Origin of the sequence: Ezakiella peruensis, from assembly GCF_900215725.1 — a bacterium.
Classification (GTDB): domain Bacteria; phylum Bacillota; class Clostridia; order Tissierellales; family Peptoniphilaceae; genus Ezakiella; species Ezakiella peruensis.
The window spans coordinates 89,742-113,249 of record NZ_LT962471.1 but is presented as its reverse complement, the minus strand read 5'-3'; the positions used below and the strand labels follow the sequence as shown (position 1 = coordinate 113,249).

Sequence of the window (23,508 nt, the reverse complement as noted above, 5' to 3'; positions counted from 1 at the left end):
ATTTAAATAACTTGACTTTTTTCTGGGCTTTTTGTTATTATAAAAGTAAGATACATTTAAGGAGGTATTTATGAAAAGAATTTTATCAATTGCACTTGCAATTTTAATGGTCTTAGCACCTGTGCTAAGAGCTGAAAATGAGACAGATGCCATGGCTGAAGCTGTTAAGAGCTATCAACTATTTGAACTAAATGGGGAAGCGGCCACAATCGGTGGCTATTTGATAAATGGCAACAATTATTATAAATTGAGAGATGTCGCAGCTTTATTAAATGAAACAGACAAGAAATTCAATGTAGTTTTTGATGACGAAAAGAAGCAAATCGGTCTGGTTCTTGGAGAGGGTTACGAAAAATTAGACACTGATTTGCAAGAAATGAAGCACGACAAGACTGAGGCACAGATGGTCATAAATAAAATCCTAGTTGACGGCAAAGAAGTTGAACTCAAGGCAGCTGTAATAGATGGCAACAACTATGTAAAACTCCGTGACATTGGAAAGATTGTTGGATTTTTGGTAGCTTACAACAAGGAAACCAAGGCTATAGTCGTTGACACAAGTGCTGAATACAAGGAAGAAGAAAAATCACACGAAAAAGCTAAAAAGAAAAATCCAAACGCAAGTCCCGAAGAAATTATGGGCTTTTTAAGCAAAAATGGCTTAAAAGATGTGAAGGATGGCGGCCTATTGATCGAAGAGGATTGGTATTATCTAATTATCAAGAGCGACCAAGGCGAAGCTGTTAAGGTTCCAGTTGAAATTTACCAAGAGATGACCTACGAAAATATCGAAGACCTTCTCGACAAGCAAACCGCTTACTTGGCTAATATGAAATTGTCAGGATCCAAGGACGACCAATATTTCGTTAAGAACACCCTGCATTATTATTTCTTGAAGGCCGATAGATTTGCCGGAGAAAGTTTGGATACCCTAAGCCTTGTTGATGACTTTGGAATCAACGTTAACCAAGAACACATGTTTGTATTTGACTTATTTAAGAATAATGTAAATATACCTTATTATTTAACTGCAGATAAAAAGGAAATTGAAACCGCACCATTTGGAACAATCACCTTTGTTGCAAATTATTCTGATGGCAGTACACTCGAAAGCGCCAAGCTAGAAGACTGTTCAAAGATTCCTTTCTACACAGCAGACAAAAAAGGCAGACTCACAAGCCTAACTTTCCAAATAGGTATTCAAGACTTTAGGATGTATGCTGTAGTAGCAGTCATCTAAAAAATTTCGCAATTTGCGGTTAAAACGGTTTCTTTCGCTTGTTTCGAAATGTTTGCTCACTGCGGAGGGCAATTAGCCCACCTCATTCGCAAAATTTCTGCACATCGCGAAATATTCCCGTTTTTCCTCGCAAATTGTATGTAGAAAGATATTGATGTTTTTTGTGAATCACGCGAATCTCATCGAAATTACGAAGCCCTAGCCCAAGAGGTCAATTTCCCGTAGCGGCGATCCTGAAATGGTCGCCAAGAAATTGACCGATTGGCTAGCAGGTCTTGTGTCAGAGATTCCCAAGAGAACGAGTGTAACGATGTTTGATTGGTGAATCTTACGGCCCTCACAAATTTAGAGTGATGTAAGTAGCTAGAGAAGATAAACAAATATAAAAAATAAAAAATAACGCGAAGCGTTGTAGCGGCTGACTTAATGTCAGCCGTATTTTTTTGTCATCAACACAAGGAAAAGCTTGACTTTTATTTGTTGTTTGATATGATTAAAGTAATAAAGGAGGTACTTATGAAAAAGGTATTACTAATTGCATTTCTTATATTTCTTTCTTTCTTTTCTGCTTGTGCCGATAAGAAGATGCAAGAAGAAAAAGTGGAAATGGAGAATGCACGAAATGAAGTTGAGATAGAAAAGCAGGTAGAAATAGAAAACCTTAAAAAACAAATAGAAAGTCAACAAAGGGAAGTTGATGAATTAAAAAAAGAAATAGAGCATCAAAAAGAAATAGAAAGCAAAATTATTGAAGACTATGAAAAGAGTCTATACGGTATATATAAAGCTAACAAGTTGATTTATCATAATGATGATTATGGATTTAGTATAGAAATTCCCGAGGAAAAATATAATATTAAATTTTATAATGTCATGCAAGATAAGATAGAAGAAAATATAGAAAGCTTGAACTTTGAATTTTTTACAAAAGATGAAAATGATATAGAAGTTGCAGGGGTCTTATTTAAAATAATTGTGTGTACGAATAATGCAACTTATCCTGGAGCGGAATTTTTGTGCAAGCAGGGAGATATTGCATTTTATTTTAGAGATTCTTCTTATGATACAGAATCCTCTGCTATTAAAGCACTTATCGAAGAATTAAAACCTATGTTGGAAGAGATAAAAGCATCTTTTAGATTTGATTAATAAAATATATCTATAAGATGTGAAAGGACATTCTCGTTCACCTAGGCTCGATGCCAGGTGGACGAGTTATTGACACAGCAAAAAGGGAGATGATTTATTTCATCTCCCTTTTAATTTTATTTTAGATATTTTATTGTTCGAAATCGACTTTAGAAAGGATAATTAATAATACAGATAGGAAATATTAATAATTGAATACGAAAATATATTTTTAGAAAAGAAATTTTGTATTAATTTTATTTATAATAAAATTAATGTTAATAAAAATAATATTATGAAATATAAAATATAAAAAGACTTGCATTTATATATTTTATATGATACAATGCAGTTAATAAATAGTATAATAGTTTACTTAAATAAATTAGTATACTATTTAAATAAAACTAAGGAGGATTGTTATGAAAAGGAAAATTGGGTTTTATTTTGCTGTTATGCTAGTGCTAGCAATGGCAATAGGGGTGTATGCTAAAGTTGATATACTATTTTGGCATTCAGATGGAACGTACGCAAAATCAGAGCATGGAGATTCTCTTTTGGATGCTATATATACTGGAGAAGTTTCAGTAAGAGGAACAGATAGAGATATTTGCGAAAATGACAGAGAATGTTATTTTGAGTGGGTAAGAATTAGATATGATGTACAGGGGGAAATAAGCGAAGTGACAACCTATTCTTATGGACAAAATGACTCAGCAAAAAGGGTTGAGAGAGTAATAGCAATTGATGAGCTTAATTTCGGTCCAAAAACCACGGTTACTTATAATTATAAAAAGTCTCCTTTAAGAGGAAATAATGTTCATAGTGTTGGAGATTCAATATACGGTGGCGGAGTTTTTAGTGAGGGGAAAATATTAAAAGAATGGAAAATTGTTAAATAAAATTAAATGCTGGATTTTTCCAGCATTTAATTTTATAAGGGGGTCTTATGATTAAGAGAAATCTAATATATTATATATTGTTGATTTTATTTTCAATAGTCATAGTTTTTGGTATAAATTATTTAGTAGGAAGTGATTTTAGTAAAATATATTATGGCATGAGCAGAGATTTCGTACATTTTGAAAGAGCTGAGACAAAAGATACTTCACTTGACTTTTTAAAAGAATATGAAGATATTAAAGTCATTGCTCAGACAAATGACAATAGCATTATAGGTGTATATGATCCTAATATGTTTTACTATATTAACTCTTCCAAAGTAATTTATAATGGACATTATAGATATTTTTCGCAGAATGATTATATTAAAAATAGCAATGTTTCTATATTATCATATCCTGTTGTGGAAATGCTTAATAATGGAATAACTATTAGCCAATCTGAAATAAAATATTTTGAAGAAGAATATAATACAGATATAATACATATTTTTGATATATATTCTGAGATTTTTCAAGCAGAAGAAGATATCAAGATAGCAAAAAATTTATTTTCAATTGATAGAGGGGATATAACCAGTATATATATTGATAGTGATAGCAACCGTATTATTAATGAAGCTACTAGCAAATTAATTAGCGCGGGGTTTAATCTAAAAAGTAAAGCCAATTCTATTTATGAGACTATAAAAGTATCTTTTAAGGGAAGATTATATGTAAAATTTTTTCTGATTAGTACAATATTGTTTTATATTTTATTCATAGTAGTAAGTTTTATATTTTTATCAAAATATAAAATTTATATGAACGCTATTAGAATATGTGGGGCTAGTATTAAGGAAATATTCTTAAATAAATTTATTACAAATCTTATTACAGTATTAATGTTATCGACCGTTTCAATGACACTAAGTTTATTATATTTAGATGCTTTTGGTTTATTATCCTTGTCTAGAGCAAATATAATGGAGACATGCTCATTGATTTTAGTTACTATAATTGTAGTTAATTTAATAAGCTTTGTAATAAATATAATATTTTCGTTAAGAGAAGTGAGGTAAATATATGATTATTAGAAAAGCAATTAAGGATATAATAAATAATAAAACAATTTTTATCGTCACTTTATTTCTAGTTATTGTTGTCAGTCTTATGGTAACAAGTATGAGTATAGCGATAAATAGGAATAGAAATGTAGATTTAAGTCTCGATAAACAGATTTATTTTGAACCAGTGCCAACATCTTTTGAATTTAATGATTTAGATAGTATGATAAAAGAAACAGATGCATTGTTATCTAGAAATGGTCAAAGTTACTTTATTTCACAGGATTTAAACGAAAAATACAATTGTAGAATATTTGTTTTGGTTGGTAATTTTATAGATGATAGTAAGGTAAGATATATATGGGCAGTTTCTAAAAATAACGATAAACTGAGAAAGGAAGCTGTTAAAGTAAATGATAGTAATGATAGTATAGATTATATAAATATTGAAAAGTTAAATATTCCTGACTTTGACACTAAAGATAAAAACTTCTATATGGCAGATTTGAATAAATTGACAGATTATAAATTGACGGCGGACAGTTTTTCTGATGTTATAAGTAATCTAAGCTTTTCAGAAGAGGAAATTAAAAATAAAGTAGCTGAAGAATTTCTTAAAAAATTTGAAGATAAGACTATACGAATTAAATATATAGAGAATAGCAAAGAAAATGAGGTTAGCTTTATAATAATATATGTAATACCATTTTTAATTATTGTAATAACTGGTATATATATATCACTTATAATATTTTATAAGAATGTCCTATATAAAATGCGTAATGAAAACATTGTGCATATTATATCAGGAGCTACTATTAAGGATATTTTTTTGAGAAACTCTTTGTTTATAATAATTATAATGATTTGCAATTTTTTATTTTTAACATGGGCAAATACTATTGATAAAGATGCAATAGCGAGTAAAGTAATTCCTATATTATGCATTATAGAATTTGTTTTTGCAGAGATTATATTATATGTATTAATTAAAAATGAAAATCTTGAAAGATATGTAGGTGGTGAGTAGATGATTGAATTAAAAGTTTCAAAGAAATATTTTGAAAACACAAAAGACGAGTTATTAGTCTTAGATGAGTGTGAATTTAAAATGGACAGGGGAGAAGGTGTATTAATAGTAGGTGAAAATGGTAGTGGAAAAACTTCTTTACTAAAAATTATAGGTTTAATTGACAAAAAATATAAAGGTCATTATATTTTAAATGAAATAAATGTTGATGAAATAAAAAAATCCAAATTGCCGAGAATTAGGAATAGGGAGATAGGCTTTGTATTTCAAGATTATAATTTGATTGAAAATGAATCTGTGATTTACAATATAACAATACCTCTTTTTTATAGTGATAAATATAATATTTTTGATAGGAAGCAACAAATTGACAAATGCATTTCTCTTTTAGAAATGGAAGATATAAAAAAGAAAAAAGTAAAACATCTTTCTGGGGGTGAGAAACAAAAAGTTGCAATAGCCAGAGCTATCATAAATGAACCAATGATACTGTTACTTGATGAGCCAACAAATGCATTAGCTCCGAGATTAAAACAAAAGCTGTTTGCATTTTTAAGAGAATATGTAAATTCTGGCAAAAATGTAGTAATGGTAAGCCACGAGTTAACGGAATTTGATGATTTCACTATATATAATATGAAGAATGGTAAATTAAACAAAGTACTATGAGAATATTTTTGAAACGAATAAAAGAGGAGATAGTTTTGAGGGCTAAGTTATAGAATATAATGTTATAGAACAAGAAGAAAAGCTTGTGGCAAACCCACAAGCTTTTTAAGTTTACATATTTTACTTTACGTTCTCTATTGTTCGAACAAGGTGGTCATGATTTTTTCCATGGCTTCTTGGTCTTTGACGCCGCCGGTTTCGACTGCGGAGTGCATGCCCCAGACTGGGTTTCCTACGTCGACTATTGGTATGTCGATCTTGGATGTGGTGATTGAGGCGATGGTTGATCCGCCGCGTTTATCTGAACGGTTTACAAAGGTTTGGGTCTTGACACCGGCAATTTTTGCCAGGTTTCTAAAGACTGCAATGGAATTTGCATCCGATGTGTAAGCACCGTTTGCTGCGACCTTGATAACTGGTCCTTCGTTCATGCGTGGGCGGTTGGTCGGGTCGGCAACTTTTCCAAAGTTTGGATGGGCAGCGTGGGCTTGGTCGGCTGAGATCATAAAGGAATTTTTGAGGGCTATTCTAAAGTCTTCAAAATTTCCGCCTGTGGCCACGACTATGCGTTCAAGTGTGTCTCTAAAGAATGGGGCAAAGGCACCTTGGGCTGTCATTGATCCGATTTCTTCGTTGTCCGATACATAGGCGACTGCGGTTTTGTCTCCGCCCTTGGCATTTATGATGGCATTTACACTTGCAAAGGCCATGCCTAGATTGTCGATCCTGCCTGTCATAAAGAAGTCGTCGTTTACTCCTACGTATTCAAAATCGTTGTCGTTAATTAAATAGAGTTCGTGGGAGATTATTTTTTCGCCGATTTCCTTTTCAATATATGGGATTAACTTAAAGTCCTTGTCTAATCCAACAACTGGAAGGGTGTGCTCTTGGGGATTTATTTCCCAGCCCTTGTTGGCTTCGCGATTCATGTGAATTGCAACTGATGGGATGACCATTAAATTTTCCTTGGACCTGTACTTGATGACCCTTGGCTTTAAAGGGTCGCCAGAATCTACAGTGACCTTGCCGCCAATTGAAAGTGGCCTGTCAAACCAGGTGTATAGAAGGGGTCCGCCGTAAACTTCTGTGTTTAAGACGACGACATCTTCCTTGACCATTTCTGGATTGGGTTTAATCCTAAAGCCTGGTGAATCCGAGTGAGACCCTACGATTGTGAAACCATTTTTCTTGTCCTTGCCCATTCTAAAGGCAAAGAGAGAAGTTTCATTCTTTATTACATAGTATTTGCCGCCGGATTTTAAATCCCACTTGTCTTCTTCGTTTAATCTTTCAAAGCCGGCTTCATCAAGCATGGCTGATAAATTGTCCATGGCTTCAAAATTTAGTTTTGACTTGTCAAAAAATGTTTTTATATCCATTTTATCTCCTATTTGTTGAATTTTTCCTTTAAAAACTCAATGATATCGTCTGATTCGTACATGGCCTTGCCATCGATAAAGAGGCAGGGCACTTGGTTCATGCCGCCTTTTTCAACGAGGAATTTTTTATTTTCTTCATCGTGAATATTTTTTAGTTCGAGTTCGATATCGTTCTTTTCCATAAAGCTTAAAACTTTTTTGCAAAATGGGCATTCTGGTTTGTAATATAATTTTAAGTCCATTATGACTCCTTTACAATTCTATATAATGTTTTTACCATGTGGCCGGTTGCGCCTGCTGGTTCGTATCTGTATGGAGCTGAGTTAAAGGCTGGTCCTGCGATGTCTACGTGGGCCCATGGAGTACTTGGCTCTAGGAAGGCACCAACGAATTCACCGGCTGATGATGATCCGCCAAATCTGCCGCCTGTGTTTTTGATGTCAGCGATTTCAGATTTATTTAATTCTTGGAAGTCTTTGCCGTATGGTAGGCCCCAAGCTTTTTCGCCTTCGGCCTTGGCTGCGTCAAGAACAGTGTTAATGCACTTGTCACATCTGCCGATAACTCCTGAGTAATGCTGACCCACTGCAACTAGGCAAGCGCCTGTAAGTGTTGCCAGGTCGATTATCATCTTTGGCTTGTAATTTTTTTCTCCGTAGTGAACAGCATCTGCCAAGGTCAAACGGCCTTCTGCGTCTGTGTTGTCAACTTCGATGGTAAGACCCTTCATTGATCCGATGATGTCTCCAGGTTTGTAGGCTCCACCGTCAAGCATATTTTCGCAAGCTGCTACAATGGCAACCACGTTTTTCTTTAGACCTGACTTTGCAATGGCCTTCATAGCACCGATTACTGCAGCTGATCCGCCCATGTCGGATTTCATTGTCTTCATACCGTCTGATGGCTTCAAGCTGTATCCACCTGAGTCGTAAGTTAAGCCTTTGCCGACTAAAACGATTGGAGCGCCTTCGCCCTTCATATATTCCATAACGATTAGTTTTGGCTCTTCATTTGATCCTCTGGCCACTGATAGATAGGCCTTCATGTCAAAGCCTTCGATTTCTTTTTGTCCGTAAACTTTTACATCCACGCCAAGTTCTTTTAAGCTTTGAGCATTTTCTGCCAAGATTGATGGGGTCATGTCATTTGCAGGAGTGTTTACTAAGTCTCTTGCAAAGACGATGCCTGCCCACTTGTCTAGGAGCTCATTGATGTCTGCATCCTTCAAATTTTCTGCGCATTTTGGACAGATATTAATTTCAGTAAGCTTGGATGGGTCAGATTTCTTTGACTTGTAGTTGTCGAAGGAATAGGTTGAATTTAAAATCCCTTCCAGAATTGCTAGGACTTGTTCGTTTTTGTCTTCTGCCTTGGAGCAGAATTTTAACATAACTTTTTCTGCACCGATTTTGGCTAGCTTTTGTCCAGCTTTGAGGCCTGCAATCTTCATATTGTCGAGGCTGTAGTCGGCCATCTTGCCTAGGCCAACGAAAAGTGATGGCTTGCCTTCGTCTAGACTTAAGAAAACTTCACCTAGGTCGCCTGTGAAAAATTTCTTGTCAAACAAATTTTTGACCTTATCGCAGCAAATGTCTTCTTTGTCTGATGCGATAAATCTAACTTTTAAATCTTCAGTGTCTTTAATATAAATCTTCATAAAAAACCTCCTATGATGACTTATACCCCTTTGGCCAACTTATAAAGCAATATTATATATAGAATATAAGAGAGATTTGTAAAATTAAAAAACTTTACCAATTTTACATATTTTACATAGATTTTACAAATGGGAAATAGGTATTTAACAAATGGGCGGTATTATATAGGTGCATCAGGAGATGCAAATGATTTTTTAAATTTTAGGAGGAAAAAATGAAGAATTTAAAATTAACAATTATTGCAATCGCACTTGCCCTTGCACTTGTATTTGTAGGATGTGGCAAAAAAGATGACACAGCAAAAACAGATACCAAGACTCAAACGAAGACAGAAGAAAAAACAGAAACAAAAACAGAAGAAAAAGAAGAAAAGAAAGAAGAAGCCCCAGCAGAATTTAAGGGCGCTATCAATGTAGTAAGCAGAGAAGTTGGTTCAGGTACACGCGGTGCCTTCACAGAAATCACCAAGATCATTACAAAGAACGACAAGGGTGAAGAAGAAGACCACACAACAATCGAAGCTACAATCGCTAACGCAACAGACGCTGTTGTAACTACAGTTTCAGGCGACAAGGCAGCTATCGGTTACATCTCACTAGCATCTCTAAACGATTCAGTTAAGGCTCTTAAGGTTGACGGCGCTATGGCTACACCAGAAGAAATTGTTGCTGGCAAATACCCAATCGCTCGTCCATTCATGCTTGCTTATAAGGAAGCTGAACTTTCAGACCTAGCTAAAGACTTTTTGAAATTCTGCATGAGCGTTGAAGGACAAAAAATTGTTGAAGAAGATGGCTGTATCCCAGTTGAAACAAGTGAATCTTACACACCAGCTAAAATGTCAGGTACACTTACAATCGCTGGTTCAACATCAGTTACTCCACTTATGGAAAAACTTGTTGATGCTTACAAGGCTCTGAACCCAGATTTCAAAGCTGACATCCAAGCAACAGGCTCAGGCGCAGGTATTAAATCAGCTACAGAAGGCATTTGTGACATCGGCATGAGCTCACGTGCTCTTAAACCAGAAGAAGAAGAAAACCTAGACGACCTAGTACTTGCTAGAGACGGTATCGCTGTTATCGTTAACAATGAAAACCCAATCGACGAACTCACTGTTGATCAAATCAGATCTATATACACTGGCGAAACAGCTAATTGGGAAGAAGTAAAGTAAGACTATGAAGAGGAAAGACTATAAAGAAAACATAATGAAGGGCATATTTATGATGGCTTCAGCAATTTCTGTTGTAGCCTTCCTCTTCATTTGTTATTTCATCTTTAAAAACGGGGTTCCATTTATTGTAAAGGTGGGTGTCAAAGAATTTCTCTTTGGGACGAACTGGAATCCCGGTTTAAACCCACCATCATATGGAATTTTACCAATGATCTTCGGATCATTTTATATTACAATTTTGGCAGCCTTGATTGGAGTTCCAATTGCAATTTTTTCAGCAATTTTTTTAACCTGGGAAGCAAACGGCAGGCTCCACAGGTTCTTAAAGCCAATGGTAGATTTGATGGCAGGTGTGCCTTCAATTGTATACGGCTTTTTTGCCCTGCAAATAATCGTACCCCTGATTAGAATTATATTTCCAGATTCAAAGGGGACTAGCATTTTGGCAGCGGGAATCCTCCTTGCCATTATGATTTTGCCAACCATTATTTCAATCGCAGAGGCGTCCCTCAGAGCAGTACCAAAAAGTTATTACGAGGCAAGCGTGGCCTTGGGAGCCAGCCACTCGCGTACTATTATGAAGATAATGGTCCCTGCAGCTAGGAGCGGACTTTTTGCCGCAATAATCCTTGGCATTGGCCGGGCCATCGGAGAAACCATGGCAGTTGCCATGGTAGCGGGAAACCAAGCGCGGATCACCTACGACATTACCAAGGGCATCAGGACCATGACCACAAATGTAGTTTTGGAAATGGCCTACTCATCAGGTGACCACCAGTTGGCCTTGATTGCTACAGCTACGGTTCTCTTCATCTTTATACTTTTGATAAACGGATCATTTTTAATCTTAAAAAACAAGGGGGCTTCAAATGGAAAATAATATTTACAAGGAAAAAAATCTAGCCGACCCTGCCATTCGGGCTTCAAAAATTATGGAGGAAAACAAGGTCACAGGCAAAAGAAAATCTGTAGGCTACACTATTATGACCTCATTTTCAATAATATTTGCAGTGGGTATCCTCTTATTTATAATAGGATATGTTAGCATAAAGGGTATTCCTTACCTCAAACCATCCCTATTTTCTTTTGAATACAACAGTGAAAACGTTTCCATGATGCCGGCCCTGGTCACGACAATTTTTATGGTTGTATCTTCAATAATAATTTCATCTATAATTGGAATTTCGACTGCAATTTATTTGGTAGAATACTCCAAGCCAGGTTCAAAATTTGTTCAAGTGATCAGGATCGTAACGGAAACTTTGGCAGGTATTCCATCAATTGTCTACGGCCTCTTCGGGTATTTGTTTTTTGGTATAGCCCTACAATTCGGCTACAGTTTTTTATCGGGCCTCTTAACAATTTGCATTATGATTTTGCCACCCATTGTAAGGTCGACCGAAGAAGCACTCTTAAGCGTTGACAAGTCCTACAGGGAAGGATCATTTGCCCTGGGCGCTGGCCACATCAGGACAATTTTTAAAATAGTTTTACCAACGGCCATGCCGGGAATTTTATCCGGTGTCATCTTGGCTATTGGCAGGGTGGTTGGAGAAACTGCGGCCCTTTTATACACTTTGGGGTCCAGTACCAATATTCCAAAAACTCCATTGGAAAGTGGGTCAACCCTCGCCCTTCACATGTACAAGCTTTCCAGTGAAGTTAGACACACAGGTGAGGCCTTTGCAACGGGCTTTATCTTATTATTAATTGTATTTTTACTAAACTTTATATCGGGCAAACTTGCCAAGAAATTAGGAGGAGATTAGTTTGACTAAGATAAGTGTTTCAAATTTAAATTTATATTACGGAGACTTTCACGCAGTCCACGACTTGAGCTTGGAAGTTGAGGAAAACGAAATCCTCGCCTTTATAGGCCCATCTGGTTGCGGCAAGAGCTCCACATTAAAATGTTTAAATAGGATGAATGACCTGGTTATCGGGTCAAGGGTAGAGGGGAAAATTTTATTGGATGGCGAAGACATCTACGACCCCAAATACAACGTAAATCTTTTAAGAAAAAGAGTGGGCATGGTCTTTCAAGCGCCAAACCCTTTTCCTATTAGTATTTTTGATAACATCGCCTACGGTCCAAGGACCCACGGCGTAAAAAATAAAAGAGACTTGGAAGAAATTGTAGAGCATTCTCTAAAGCAAGCTGCTATCTGGGACGAAGTCAAAGACAAGCTTTACAAAAACGCCAGAGAACTTTCAGGTGGTCAACAACAAAGGCTTTGCATAGCTCGTGCCCTGGCGGTTGAACCAGAGGTAATCCTCATGGACGAACCAACTTCAGCCCTCGACCCGATTTCAACAGGTAAGATTGAGGAGCTTGCACTAGACCTTAAAGAGAGCTATACTATAGTTATAGTAACCCACAACATTGCTCAAGCAAGTAGGATCACAGACAAGACAGCCTTTTTCTTAAACGGCGACTTGATTGAAGTTAGTCCTACTCAAGAAATGTTTGAAAATCCTAGAGACAAGAGGACAGAAGATTATATTACCGGGAGGTTTGGTTAAGGATGACAAACTTAGCAAAAGAAATTGGTCAATTAAAACAAGATTTGATAAATATGGGCGCCTTTGTAGAAGCAAATGTGCGTGATACTTTTGTGGCCCTTGACCAAAATAATAAAAAAATGTTGGATGAAATTATAGCAAACGACAGACGGACGGACGCCATGGAAAAGGAAATCGAGTCCAAGTGCTTAAGGTTATTGGTAACTCATAGTCCACGGGCCAAGGATTTTAGAACTATAGCATCTGTCTTAAAAATAATTACCGACCTGGAAAGAATCGGTGACCACACAGAAGACATTGCAGAAATTCAAAAGCTCATGCCTGACCAAAAGATTCCCTTTGACTACCCGATTTTAGAAAATATGTATCTGACAGTCCAAGATATGCTTAGGATAAGTATGGATGCCTTTGTAGCTGAAGACGTGCGACTGGCCGAAGACCAAGACGCCAAGGACGACATAGTCGACGAAGACTTCCTCAAGGTCAGGGTAAATATAATCAACATTATAAAAGAAGGTAAATACGATCCAGAGCTTGCCCTAGATTTTTTGCAAATAGCCAAGTATGTCGAAAGAATTGGCGACCATGCTGAAAACATTGCCGAATGGGTGGTGTATGCAGAGACGGGTACTCATCCATCGTTAAAGGAGTACAATGATGACCAAGATATTTTGCGTTGAGGACGACAAGAGCATTAGAGATTTAATTATATATGCACTTTCAAATGAAGGTTTCGAAGTCAAGGGTTTTGAAGATTTCAAGTCCATGAAAAAGGGCTTGGAAGGAGAGACCCCAGACTTATTTTTGCTTGATATAATGCTGCCAGGCGAAGACGGTTTATTTATCTTAGATTGGCTCAGGCACAATTCCTACAAGGATTTGCCTGTAGTCATGCTAACGGCCAAGGACCACGAGATAGACAAGGTCAAGGGCCTGGACTTGGGCGCAGATGATTATATCACCAAGCCATTTTCGATTTTGGAACTCTGTGCCAGAGTGCGGGCGATTTTGAGGCGGGTTTCCCAAGACGACTCGACCATTATCGAAGCAAACGGCATACGTATAGATAAAATTTCCAGACGGGTTTATGTTGACGATAGCGAAATTGAACTCACTTACAAGGAATTCGAACTCCTGGCCTACCTGGTCCAAAACAAGGGCATAGTTTTAAGCAGAGACAAGATTATGTCTGAGATTTGGGGCTTTGATTTTGAAGGCGAATCCAGAACGGTCGACGTGCACATCGCATTTTTAAGGCAAAAGCTAGGCAAAAAAGGTCAGTATATAAAGACGATTAGAAATGTTGGATACAAAATGGAGGACAGATGAAAAGAAAAATATACAACAGCTTCTCAATTTTAGTTGTGCTTGCTATTCTTATAACCGCTGCCCTGACATCGGTCGTACTTTACAACAATAGCAAGGACGCCCACGAAAAGCGCTTGCAAAATCTAGTTGACCTCATGGGCTCCATGACTGAGGATATAGAATATTATAAAAAAGCCAAGAACGCTTTCAAAGACATGCGTATAACCCTGGTGGATGAAGACGGCAACGTAGCCTACGACTCCGACAAGTGGTTTGAGGACATGGAAAACCATGATGAGCGTGAGGAGATTATCGAGGCCAGACAAATGGGCCACGGCAACGCCATCCGCTATTCGGAGACCATGCACGAAAACTATTATTACTACGCAGTTAGGTTAGACACAGGATCAGTTTTAAGAATCTCCGAACCCCAACAAAATATACACAGGTCCTTTCAAAAGGCCCTCTTGCCAGTAATCTTTACTATAATTTTGGCAATGATAATCACCTTTATAATTGGAAACGCCATTTCAAATTCAATTGTAAATGATTTGAAAGACCAAGTTCAAAATCTGACAACTGGCGGCAGTCTCATGTACAAGGAGCTCTATCCGGTCAAGAGAGTTATCGAGGACCAAGGAGAAAGCCTCAATCAAAAGATGGGAGAGCTGGAAGATTACAGGCACACCATGGAAGTTATGCTGGCCAACATGAGAGAAGGCTTGATTTTTGTTAACGATGTAAACAGGATTGAACTCGTCAACAAGAGAGCCCTCATACTCTTGGGCCGCGACGTCCATGTGGATTACACTAATCGATCGGTCTTTTATCTGACCCGCGACGAAAAGTTTATAGCGGGCTTATCCGAAGACCAAGCCTCAACTGTGGATATGGAAATTGAAGACCTACAAGTCAGGGCCATCATCACACCACTAACTGGTCGCAGCGAATTGTTAGGCAAGATTATCGTCCTAAGAGACGTGACCGAAGCTGCAGTTTTGGAACGCGAACGCAAGGAATTTACTTCAAATGTTGCCCACGAACTCAGGACTCCGCTCACATCCATCAACGGTTACGCAGAGCTCTTATCTATCGGCAAGGTAAATGAAGGCGACGTCAAAAAAATTGGCGGCACAATCCTAGAAGAAGGCAAGAGAATCCTAAGGCTTATCGAATCCATGATGAATCTCTCCAAGCTGGAAGAAATGGAAGAAATTCCAACCGAACACTTGCGAGTAGATGAAATCGTTAAAAACACTCTGGATTTGTATGAACTTAAAGCAAAAGAAAAAAATATCAGACTAGACAAAGAACTCGATGAGATAAATTACCAAGGCAACAAAAAGATCATCGAAGAAATCGTCTACAATCTGGTAGATAACGCCTACAAATACGGCCAAGAAAATGGATATATCAAGGTAAATCTGATTGACCGCGAGACTTATTTTATGATCCAAGTCGAAGACAACGGCATCGGAATATCTGACAAAGACCAAGAAAAAATCTTTGAACGCTTCTACACAGTCGACCCATCCAGACATAGGAAGGACTCCTCAGGCATAGGCCTCTCGATTGTAAAACATGGAGTGGATAAGTTGGGGGGAAAGATATCCTTGGAGAGTGTACTTGGACAGGGAACGGTCTTTAGTGTGGAGGTTCCGTATTGATTTGCGGTTAATTTCGCGACATTCTCGTGAAATTTAATCGGTTTGTCTACCATAAAGGTAGACGCTACATGACCGATTAAATTTTTCACGTCGAATCTCAACGAAATTTCGAAGCCCTAGCCCAAGAGACAAGTCCGTAAGGACGCCGTCGATTGGCTAGCAGGTCTCGTGTCAGAGATTCCCAAGAGAGCGAGTGTAACGATGCTCGATTGGTGAATCTTACGGCCATAGCAAATTACGAGTGCTGTAAAAGCAAGACGATTTTTTAGAACGTTGTAGGGGCGACTTTATGTCGCCCGCAAAAGTCTTGCCTCAAAAGTCAAAAATTCATCAATTTTTCCTCGCAAATTATATGTATAAAGGTAAAGAGGACATATAAAAACACATTAATTATCCAACGGATATTTATGTAGCCATGTACCGTCCACTTTATTGTGGACACCTCGGCCACGGAGACTCAATGTCCCGTGGGCGAGATAAACTTTTTCTCCTATGGATGTGTCTAAGAACTTTTGTTTTTGATTATAGAATCGTAGGATGATTTAAATTTTTCTGAAAAATAATATAATTCATATTATTTTCTCCTAAGAAAATAGATAAAAGGGCTGGGATTGATTCCCGGCTCTTTTAATTTGTGGATTTTGTGGTATATAGATAATAGAGGTGGATATGAAGATTATTTTATCGCCGTCCAAGGAGATGGCTTTTGAAAAGAGTATAGATAAAAAGATAAAATTAAATGAGATTTCCCAGGAGATTTTGGAAGAAATTCAAAAGATGTCAAAGAATGACTTGCAAAAGAAGCTTAAGGTGTCCGACAAGCTCGCTGACGAGGTTTACGGATATTACCAGGACTTTGACAAGAGTGACGCCTATTATGCCATCGATATGTACAAGGGCATGGCCTTTAGGGAAATTGACTTTGATGCGACTGATGATTTTGCCAGAGACCATGTAATTATACTCTCTGCTTTTTATGGACCGCTGAGGACCGACGACTTGATCAAACCCTATCGCCTGGACTTTAATACCGGGATCAAGGTCAAGGGGATGAGCCTGAAGAAACTTTGGGCGGACTATTATAATAATTATTTTGAAAAAGGTGAGAGGATTTTAAATTTGGCCTCTGATGAATTTTCATCTTTGCTTAAGAGAGATGATTTTGACTTTATAGACTTTGATTTTTATGAGCTTAGGGATGGAAAGATAAGACGCCACTCGACTATTTCCAAAAAACTTAGGGGTAAGATGGCGAATTTTATAGTGAAAAATAAAATTACAAATCTAGATTACTTGAAAGATTTTAATGATGATGGTTTTGTATATGATAAAGAAAATTCAAATGATAAATTATATGTATTTAGGAGAGATTTATAATGAAAGATTTTAAAAAGACAACTGCTGATTTTTATAGGAATATTGCAAACCAGGATGGTATTAGCAAGGACGGCGAGATGGAGCGGAGGCTGGCCCTGTCTCTTGGTTATACAGAAGAAGATTTAGAGTTGGGGGCCAACCTAGGACTTGGTTGCGGCAATCCTATTGAGAATGCAAATTTAAAAGAGACGGATATTTTGGTTGACCTGGGCTCGGGCAAGGGCATGGATGTTTTTAAGGCGTCCAAGATTGTGACCAAGGGTAAGGCAATCGGCATTGACAAATTGCCAGAGATGGTTGAAAAGGCCTCTTATATAAAGGAAAAACGCGGCTTTGACAATACGGACTTTATTGTGTCCGAAGTTGACGATATTAATTTGCCTGACAATTTTTGCGACTGCGTAATATCAAATTGCGTTATAAATTTATTGCCAGATAAAAAGAAGGTCTATCAAGAGATTTATAGGATTTTAAAACCAGGCGGAAGGCTTTCAATCTCTGATATTGTTCAAATAAATCCTCTGCCCCAGGAAATACTTGACGATCCCCATATGCACGCCACCTGAGTCGGCGGGTCTATAACGAAGGATTCGTTAGAAAATATTTTAAAGGAATGCGGCTTTGATCCCTATGCAGTAATCGAAGAAGATTTGACTGAAGAATATCTTAACAAGTGGGGCCACGAAAATATGGAAAGATATATCAAAAGAGGCAAGATTCTGGCCTTTAAGAAATAATATTCGATGTAAAGAGATTGTACAAGAATCTGAAAAGAATTAGAATATTTCCACTTGTTATAAAAAACAATCTAAAAAAGAGGGAGACAAGAAGATGAAATACTTATTTATAGGGATATTATTTATTACTTTTTTAAGCATAATGTTTTATATTTTGTGGATTAAGGGTTATTTAATAATAAGTAGGAAAACAGCTAAATTATTTATTGGTTCCCTTAGAAATAAGGAAGAATGCAGGATAAAATTTGCATCCTGCAATGGCTATATTAAAAAAATAGTTAAATTTAAGGAAAATCGCACCTATGATTTTTGCTTAAAGAGTAAAGTTGAAAATGGGCTTGTTTCGGCAGAAATATGGGACAGTAACAAAAAAATATTGTTAGGTCTGGATTCTGATATGCCAAATTCTAGTATAAATGTTGATAAAAAATGTCGATACTATTTGATTATAAAATTTGAAAAAGCAACAGGTGAGTTGGAATTATTATGGAATTAATGTAGAAAATCGTTTTCTTCATGAAAAATTTACAACAAAATAATTATGAAACTTAGGTCCTTTGGCTTTGAAAATGAAATCACAAAAAATCCCGGCGGATTTACACGTCGGGATATTTTTTTAAAACCATGATTTAATTTTCTTCCACCAGCGCCTGAGCATTGGGCTTCTTTTGACCGATGTTTTTGCAATCAAGTCGACGGCGTCAATTTCCTCGCCGTTTTGTTTTAGGACTAGCTTGCCCATGAGGTCGCCGGCCTTGATGTCCTCTTCGACTGGGTCATTGTGAAAGACTTCCAGCTGGTAGAGATATTTTTTGTCCAAGAGCCTGTCCAGTGTGTGGGCTGGAATTATTTCTATGGATTCCTGGTCAAAGTTAATGGGATCCAGGTCTTGCTTGAAAGTCATATCAGTGCCGATAACCCTCTTGTAAACATAGTCGTCCAGGGCCAAGTCGATTAGATCTCTGGACACGTTCATTCTTTCTTTATCAGTTTTTGCACCAAACAAAAATGTAAAGACCCGCCTGGTCAGGTCGATGCCTTCTGCAGGTTCAGTTGCACTTGCAATCAGGCACTTACCAGCCCGACTTGTGGTCCCCGTTTTTAATCCGTCCACGGTCTTGTAGCCGAGTAAAGGATTGGTCGATTTTATATGGATGCCAATGCGGTCTAGATTTGCCTCAGCATTTTTCGAGTAGTCGATGACTTGCGGATACTTAGAGTAAAGTTCTTTGACCATAATTGTCAGGTCCTTGATAGTCGATGTGTTTTGATCGTCAGTCGCAATTATAGGTAGGCCGTGGCTATTTATAAAACGCGTGTGACTCATGCCCAGGGCCTGGGCCTTTGCATTCATGAGTTTAACAAATTCTGCTTCGGTTCCAGCAATGAGTTTTGCTAGGGCTTGGGCCGATGAATTGGAAGACCGAATCATAAGTAGTTGCAAGAGTTCGTCCACAGTGACCTTTTGACCCAGTTGAATGCCAACATCTGAACCATACATATAAAGATTTAATTCCTCTTGGCTGTAAGTGTAGGTGTCGGTGAGTGTTAGGTCGCCGGCCTCGATTTGCTCGAAGACCAGGAGGGCTGTCATGAGTTTTGTGACAGAAGCGATTGCAATTTCCTCGTCGATTTTTTGTCCGTATAATATTTTATTGGTTGAATAATCGTAGATGGCGTAGGCCGCGTCCGTTTCGATTTCCTTGGCCAAGGAAATTGGGCTGAGGAAGATAAGAAGAGCGAGGACGGCCGCCAAATATCTTTTAATATTTTTCATTATGAGTTCACAAAGGCAAAGCGGAGGATTTTGTAAATTAAAAATCCAAGTGATGCGCCGATTATATTTAAGAGTAAGTCGTCGATTGAGCTGATCCCAGTTTTTGTAATGTATTGAAGGATTTCAATCGATAGAGATAGGGCCGCCGTAATCCCAAGTATATTTATATATTTTTTGAGCTGGGGATTGACAAAGGGCAAGAGAAAGCCCAGTGGCAAAAACATAAAGACAGGGCCGGACAGGGTCTTAAAACCAGTCGACCGAAAAATTCCAGCCGGATCCTTGAAGGCGTCTGCCGTAAAAGCCAATGACTTAAAGGGCGTGAGCTCCAAGCCCCTCATTAAATTTTTTGAAAAAAGCCTTGTAAAGATCGAGGTCTTCAAAAGCACGTATACATAATATATTAAAATTATAAAGGCGACTACTCTAACAATTGTAGCACGATCATTTTTCCTTGCCATGTTTCTCCTTTCTATTTTAAAATTTCTAATAAATCTTTTATTCCGCCGTCGATATCGGCGCCTATAACTATGTCTGCGCAGGCTTGGGTTTCAAAGTCGGCGTTGCCCATGGCGATTCCTGTCCCAGCAAATTTTATCATGGACCGGTCGTTGCCTGCGTCGCCAACTGCTATTGTGTTTTTGTGGTCAATGTTAAAGTGTTTCATAAAATATTTTATCCCCTCGGCCTTGGAAGACGACTTGGCATTTATGTCAATGTACCTGTCGTTCCAGCGGGTGATTACGCAGTCGGGAATGACCGCCTGCAGGTCTTGGTCAAGATGAGGTTCAATGTACATGGTCGCCTGCAAAATCGGGGCGTCGGGATTTGGATCGTATTTATAAGTGGTCAGCTGTTCGACATAGGCTTCGAAGTCCTTGTCGGGCTTTGACAAATGAAAATAAGAAGCGCTTGCAAACATGACAGTCAAATCTCTTGCATTACAAAAGTCCTTAAGCCCTTGGATGGCGGAGTCAGAAATTGCAGCCTGGTGGACGCACTTGTCATCCACAAAAATCATCTGTCCGTTCAAGCAGACAAAGCCAGTAAAAAGACCGCTTTCCTTGATGTACTTGGGCGTGTTTAAATGGTGGCGGCCAGTTGCGATAAATAAATCATAGCCGCGATTTATAAGCTCCTTTAAAACGCCAACCGTTTGGTCAGTCCAGCGCTCGTCGCCAAAGGGCACCAGGGTTCCGTCTATATCAAAAAATATGGCTCGTCTTTTTTTCATCTGTCCTCCTCATTTCCAGTATACATTATACACCTTAATTTTATAATAGGAAGAGGACAAATGTCAAATTTATTTTACGCTTATAATAATTAGAAAAAACTTTTGATTGGGTATAATAAATATAAGGAGGTATATTATGACAGCATTATATATTATTTTAGGTATTGCAGTTTTAATTATTTTATATGTAATTTCTCTGCAAAGAAAATTGGTAGGCCTAGGCGAAAGAAGAGAAAACGCTTTATCAAGCATTGGTGTCCAACAACAATCCAGGTGGGATGCCCTGACTCAACTTGCTAAGTCCGTTAAATCTTACGCAGGCCACGAAGCGGATACGCTGATGAATGTTATTGGTCAAAGGTCGGGCTCCATGCCAAAGACTGCTGCTGATGTAGAGGCAAACGACAATGCATTTTCAAGCGCTATGAGAGAGATAAGCCTAGTCGTGGAAAATTATCCAGACCTTAAGGCCGACAGCCTTTATTCAAATCTCATGAACGACATCAACGGCTACGAAAACAATGTTCGCATGGCAAGGATGGTCTTTAACGACACGACCACTAAGTTAAACCAAGCTGTAAAAGTCTTCCCAGCATCTTTGTTTGCAGGCATGCTTGGCTATAAGGCAGAAGACTACATCAAAACTCCTGATGAAAAAACGGAGATGCCAAATCTAGATATCTAAGATGAAAAAATTTTTAAAGTTGAGTTTGCTGGCAATATTTATTTGTTTTTTAGCAATAAATATCGGGGCAAACTCCATAGAAGAGATCAATGTAAAAGTTAATATTACAGATGATGGGACGGCTCATGTAACACAGGAGTGGAGGGTTTATAACACCGACGGGACTGAGTGGTATATCCCAATGCAAAATCTAAACCACATGTCTATTTCAAATTTTCGCGTACAAGGCGAAGACGGCTTGGAATGGACTGAGGACGATAATTGGAATGTGGATGGAAGTTTTGATTCCAAGAGTCTTCGCTATGGGATAAATTATACTGGTGATGGCCTGGAGCTCTGCTGGGGTAAGACCCAGATGGGCGACTATACTTATATGGTCAGCTTTGATTATATAAATGCAGTCCAAGCCTTTGAAGATTACGATGGATTTTTAATTCGTTTTGTAAACGACCAGATGAATCCAGCACCTGACAAGGTTAGGGTCACTCTAAGTGTGGACGGGGTCGAATTATCTGAAGAAAACGCCCGTATATGGTCCTTTGGCAACAGGGGGACCATTAATTTTGATGGGGGAAAAGTTGTCGCCCTTGACGAAAGTTACGACAGCGGATCATCTATGACCCTGATGATGGCTTTTGATAAAGGCCTCATTCATCCCTCTTATCAGGGACAAGGGACTTTTGAAGATTTAAAGGACAGGGCCTTTGTGGGATCTTCATTTGATAATGAAGATAATTCGTCTGATTACCATGGCGGAGATGAATATCCAGAATATAATGGGGGATATTATAAAAGCCCTTCCAGGCTCTCGAGCTTTTTCCGTTTTATTGGAAATGCCTTTAGTGGCTTTTGGGTTTTATTTTTAATCTTGATTGGCCGGGGAATCTTTAAGGCTAGCTCAAGGAAAAAAGTCAAAAACCTCAAGGAAGTTGACTTTGAAAATCCGCCTTATTACAGGGACACCCTCTTGGACAATTATATTCCAGCCATATTTTTCATGGCCCAGCAAAAAAATCCACCCAAAAAGCTGGAGGAAAATGTATTCTCAGCTTACTTCTTAAAGTGGATAAAGGAAGGGGCCTTGAGACCTGATGAAAATCTAGAAAATAAAAAGAAACAGTCCTTGATTATTTTAAAAGAGCCAAATATCTTGGACAGCGAAGAAGGTTCTTTATGGAGGGCAGTAGTTGAAGCTGCAGGTGACAACTCTATCCTGGAAGGCAAAGAGTTGCAAAAATATTTTAAGAAGCACTATTCGTCTTACACGGACTTGTTTAAAAAATTATACGATAGAGGCATTGAATATCTGAAGGCAAACGATTATTTAGAGGCGGACAAAAAACTCCTCTTAACAGAAAAAGGCAAGAGGGAATGTGCAAACGCCTACGCCATGAGGAGATTTTTCAAAGACTTTACCCTAATTAACGAACGCGGGGTCAGGGAAGTTGAACTCTGGGATTATTATTTAATAATCGCCACCATTTATGGCATGGGAGAAGAAGTTTCCAAGGCCTTTGAAAAACTCATCCCAGATTATACTTTCGCCCAAGAAAATTCTAATAATGGATTTTATATCCACCCATATCAAATGTACTATCTCTCACAATCCATGGGACAGTCAGCCCATAGAGGCTTTAGCTCAGGATCTTCCAGCGCAAAATCATCATCAGGCTTTGGCGGAGGAGCATCCTTCGGTGGTGGGGGAGGATTTAGTGGAGGAGGATCTGGAGGCGGCAGCCGCTAGGGGGTGATTTGTGGTTAAAATTGCGACTTTTTGCAGTGTTCGACTTTTTGCTCATTCCGACGTACACTTGAGTACGCCTCATTCGTCAAAAAGTCTCAAGCTACAAAAATTCATCAATTTTTCCTCACAAATCGAGCCTTCGTTTTAACGACTGCTGACTCACGCAACAAAAATTTCCATGTAGGGGCGACTTTATGTGGCCCAAAATTTTTGTTTCATTTTGAAAT

Annotated in this window: 24 protein-coding genes; 18 read left to right on the top strand and 6 right to left on the bottom strand. The window is 38.1% G+C overall.

Going from position 1 to position 23,508, the window contains the following annotated elements; translation table 11 throughout:
* Positions 1–70 precede the first annotated feature (70 nt).
* The 6 genes from CUU59_RS07365 (at position 71) to CUU59_RS07340 (ending at position 6,015) form a co-directional block, all read left to right on the top strand.
* Positions 71–1,240: a hypothetical protein gene (locus tag CUU59_RS07365; RefSeq protein WP_099951318.1), complete on the top strand. Its 1,170-nt coding sequence runs from the start codon at positions 71–73 to the stop codon at positions 1,238–1,240.
* Between the two features lie 516 nt (positions 1,241–1,756).
* Entirely contained in the window at positions 1,757–2,389 is a 633-nt protein-coding gene (locus CUU59_RS07360; RefSeq protein ID WP_099951317.1) for a hypothetical protein, read from the top strand.
* Between the two features lie 401 nt (positions 2,390–2,790).
* Positions 2,791–3,270 carry a hypothetical protein gene (locus tag CUU59_RS07355; RefSeq protein ID WP_099951316.1) on the top strand — a complete coding sequence of 160 codons (480 nt, stop codon included), beginning with the start codon at positions 2,791–2,793 and terminating at the stop codon, positions 3,268–3,270.
* 47 nt (positions 3,271–3,317) lie between these two features.
* A complete protein-coding gene (locus CUU59_RS07350; RefSeq protein WP_099951315.1) occupies positions 3,318–4,331 on the top strand; it encodes a hypothetical protein in 1,014 nt (337 codons plus the stop codon).
* A 4-nt stretch (positions 4,332–4,335) separates the two neighbouring features.
* Complete coding sequence (locus CUU59_RS07345) at positions 4,336–5,346, top strand: hypothetical protein (RefSeq protein ID WP_099951314.1); 1,011 nt, start codon at positions 4,336–4,338, stop codon at positions 5,344–5,346.
* Positions 5,347–6,015, top strand: a complete 669-nt coding sequence (locus CUU59_RS07340) for an ATP-binding cassette domain-containing protein (RefSeq protein ID WP_099951313.1) — start codon at positions 5,347–5,349, stop codon at positions 6,013–6,015. It begins immediately after the preceding gene.
* 134 nt (positions 6,016–6,149) lie between these two features.
* Here CUU59_RS07340 and CUU59_RS07335 read toward each other — a convergent pair whose 3' ends face one another.
* The 3 genes from CUU59_RS07335 to CUU59_RS07325 are packed head-to-tail and all read right to left on the bottom strand — an operon-like array spanning position 6,150 to position 9,051.
* Positions 6,150–7,394, bottom strand: coding sequence for a M18 family aminopeptidase (locus tag CUU59_RS07335; protein ID WP_099951312.1), 1,245 nt, complete (start codon positions 7,392–7,394; stop codon positions 6,150–6,152).
* Positions 7,395–7,402: 8 nt separating this feature from the next.
* A complete protein-coding gene (locus CUU59_RS07330; protein WP_099951311.1) occupies positions 7,403–7,636 on the bottom strand; it encodes a glutaredoxin family protein in 234 nt (77 codons plus the stop codon).
* Positions 7,636–9,051, bottom strand: coding sequence for a leucyl aminopeptidase (locus CUU59_RS07325; protein ID WP_099951310.1), 1,416 nt, complete (start codon positions 9,049–9,051; stop codon positions 7,636–7,638). The genes CUU59_RS07330 and CUU59_RS07325 overlap by 1 nt, the downstream gene beginning before the upstream one ends.
* A gap of 215 nt (positions 9,052–9,266) precedes the next feature.
* Between CUU59_RS07325 and CUU59_RS07320 the strand changes: the two genes are divergently transcribed.
* The 10 genes from CUU59_RS07320 to CUU59_RS07275 all read left to right on the top strand — a co-directional run bounded on the left by CUU59_RS07320 (position 9,267) and on the right by CUU59_RS07275 (position 18,337).
* Positions 9,267–10,229 (top strand): substrate-binding domain-containing protein, encoded by a 963-nt coding sequence (locus tag CUU59_RS07320; protein ID WP_099951309.1) that lies wholly within the window; start codon positions 9,267–9,269, stop codon positions 10,227–10,229.
* 4 nt (positions 10,230–10,233) lie between these two features.
* Entirely contained in the window at positions 10,234–11,109 is an 876-nt protein-coding gene (gene pstC, locus CUU59_RS07315; RefSeq protein ID WP_099951308.1) for a phosphate ABC transporter permease subunit PstC, read from the top strand.
* Entirely contained in the window at positions 11,099–11,998 is a 900-nt protein-coding gene (gene pstA, locus CUU59_RS07310; protein ID WP_425432821.1) for a phosphate ABC transporter permease PstA, read from the top strand. Before pstC ends, pstA begins: the two co-directional genes overlap by 11 nt.
* Position 11,999: 1 nt before the next feature.
* On the top strand, positions 12,000–12,752 hold the full coding sequence (gene pstB, locus CUU59_RS07305) for a phosphate ABC transporter ATP-binding protein PstB (protein ID WP_099951307.1): 753 nt from the start codon (positions 12,000–12,002) through the stop codon (positions 12,750–12,752).
* 2 nt (positions 12,753–12,754) lie between these two features.
* On the top strand, positions 12,755–13,432 hold the full coding sequence (phoU, locus tag CUU59_RS07300; RefSeq protein WP_099951306.1) for a phosphate signaling complex protein PhoU: 678 nt from the start codon (positions 12,755–12,757) through the stop codon (positions 13,430–13,432).
* Positions 13,410–14,081: a response regulator transcription factor gene (locus tag CUU59_RS07295; protein ID WP_099951305.1), complete on the top strand. Its 672-nt coding sequence runs from the start codon at positions 13,410–13,412 to the stop codon at positions 14,079–14,081. The genes phoU and CUU59_RS07295 overlap by 23 nt, the downstream gene beginning before the upstream one ends.
* On the top strand, positions 14,078–15,727 hold the full coding sequence (locus CUU59_RS07290; RefSeq protein WP_099951304.1) for a sensor histidine kinase: 1,650 nt from the start codon (positions 14,078–14,080) through the stop codon (positions 15,725–15,727). The genes CUU59_RS07295 and CUU59_RS07290 overlap by 4 nt, the downstream gene beginning before the upstream one ends.
* Positions 15,728–16,396: 669 nt before the next feature.
* Positions 16,397–17,104, top strand: coding sequence for a YaaA family protein (locus tag CUU59_RS07285; protein ID WP_099951303.1), 708 nt, complete (start codon positions 16,397–16,399; stop codon positions 17,102–17,104).
* The gene (locus tag CUU59_RS07280) at positions 17,104–17,670 is read left to right on the top strand and encodes a methyltransferase domain-containing protein (RefSeq protein WP_099951302.1); all 567 of its coding nucleotides are present in this window, start codon (positions 17,104–17,106) and stop codon (positions 17,668–17,670) included. The genes CUU59_RS07285 and CUU59_RS07280 overlap by 1 nt, the downstream gene beginning before the upstream one ends.
* Before the next feature lie 265 nt (positions 17,671–17,935).
* Complete coding sequence (locus tag CUU59_RS07275; protein ID WP_099951301.1) at positions 17,936–18,337, top strand: hypothetical protein; 402 nt, start codon at positions 17,936–17,938, stop codon at positions 18,335–18,337.
* Between the two features lie 120 nt (positions 18,338–18,457).
* On the opposite strand, the gene CUU59_RS07270 is transcribed toward CUU59_RS07275, so the two are convergent.
* Genes CUU59_RS07270 through CUU59_RS07260 form a run of 3 tightly spaced genes read right to left on the bottom strand, consistent with a single transcriptional unit; the run spans position 18,458 to position 20,852 of the window.
* Positions 18,458–19,618: a D-alanyl-D-alanine carboxypeptidase family protein gene (locus tag CUU59_RS07270; protein WP_099951300.1), complete on the bottom strand. Its 1,161-nt coding sequence runs from the start codon at positions 19,616–19,618 to the stop codon at positions 18,458–18,460.
* Positions 19,618–20,079 (bottom strand): VanZ family protein, encoded by a 462-nt coding sequence (locus tag CUU59_RS07265; protein ID WP_099951299.1) that lies wholly within the window; start codon positions 20,077–20,079, stop codon positions 19,618–19,620. The genes CUU59_RS07270 and CUU59_RS07265 overlap by 1 nt, the downstream gene beginning before the upstream one ends.
* Positions 20,080–20,090: 11 nt before the next feature.
* Complete coding sequence (locus CUU59_RS07260) at positions 20,091–20,852, bottom strand: HAD family hydrolase (RefSeq protein ID WP_099951298.1); 762 nt, start codon at positions 20,850–20,852, stop codon at positions 20,091–20,093.
* Positions 20,853–20,988: 136 nt separating this feature from the next.
* On the opposite strand from CUU59_RS07260, the gene CUU59_RS07255 reads away from it, so the two are divergent.
* Positions 20,989–21,537: a LemA family protein gene (locus CUU59_RS07255; RefSeq protein ID WP_099951297.1), complete on the top strand. Its 549-nt coding sequence runs from the start codon at positions 20,989–20,991 to the stop codon at positions 21,535–21,537.
* A 1-nt stretch (position 21,538) separates the two neighbouring features.
* Entirely contained in the window at positions 21,539–23,281 is a 1,743-nt protein-coding gene (locus CUU59_RS07250; RefSeq protein WP_099951296.1) for a DUF2207 domain-containing protein, read from the top strand.
* Positions 23,282–23,508: the final 227 nt, after the last annotated feature.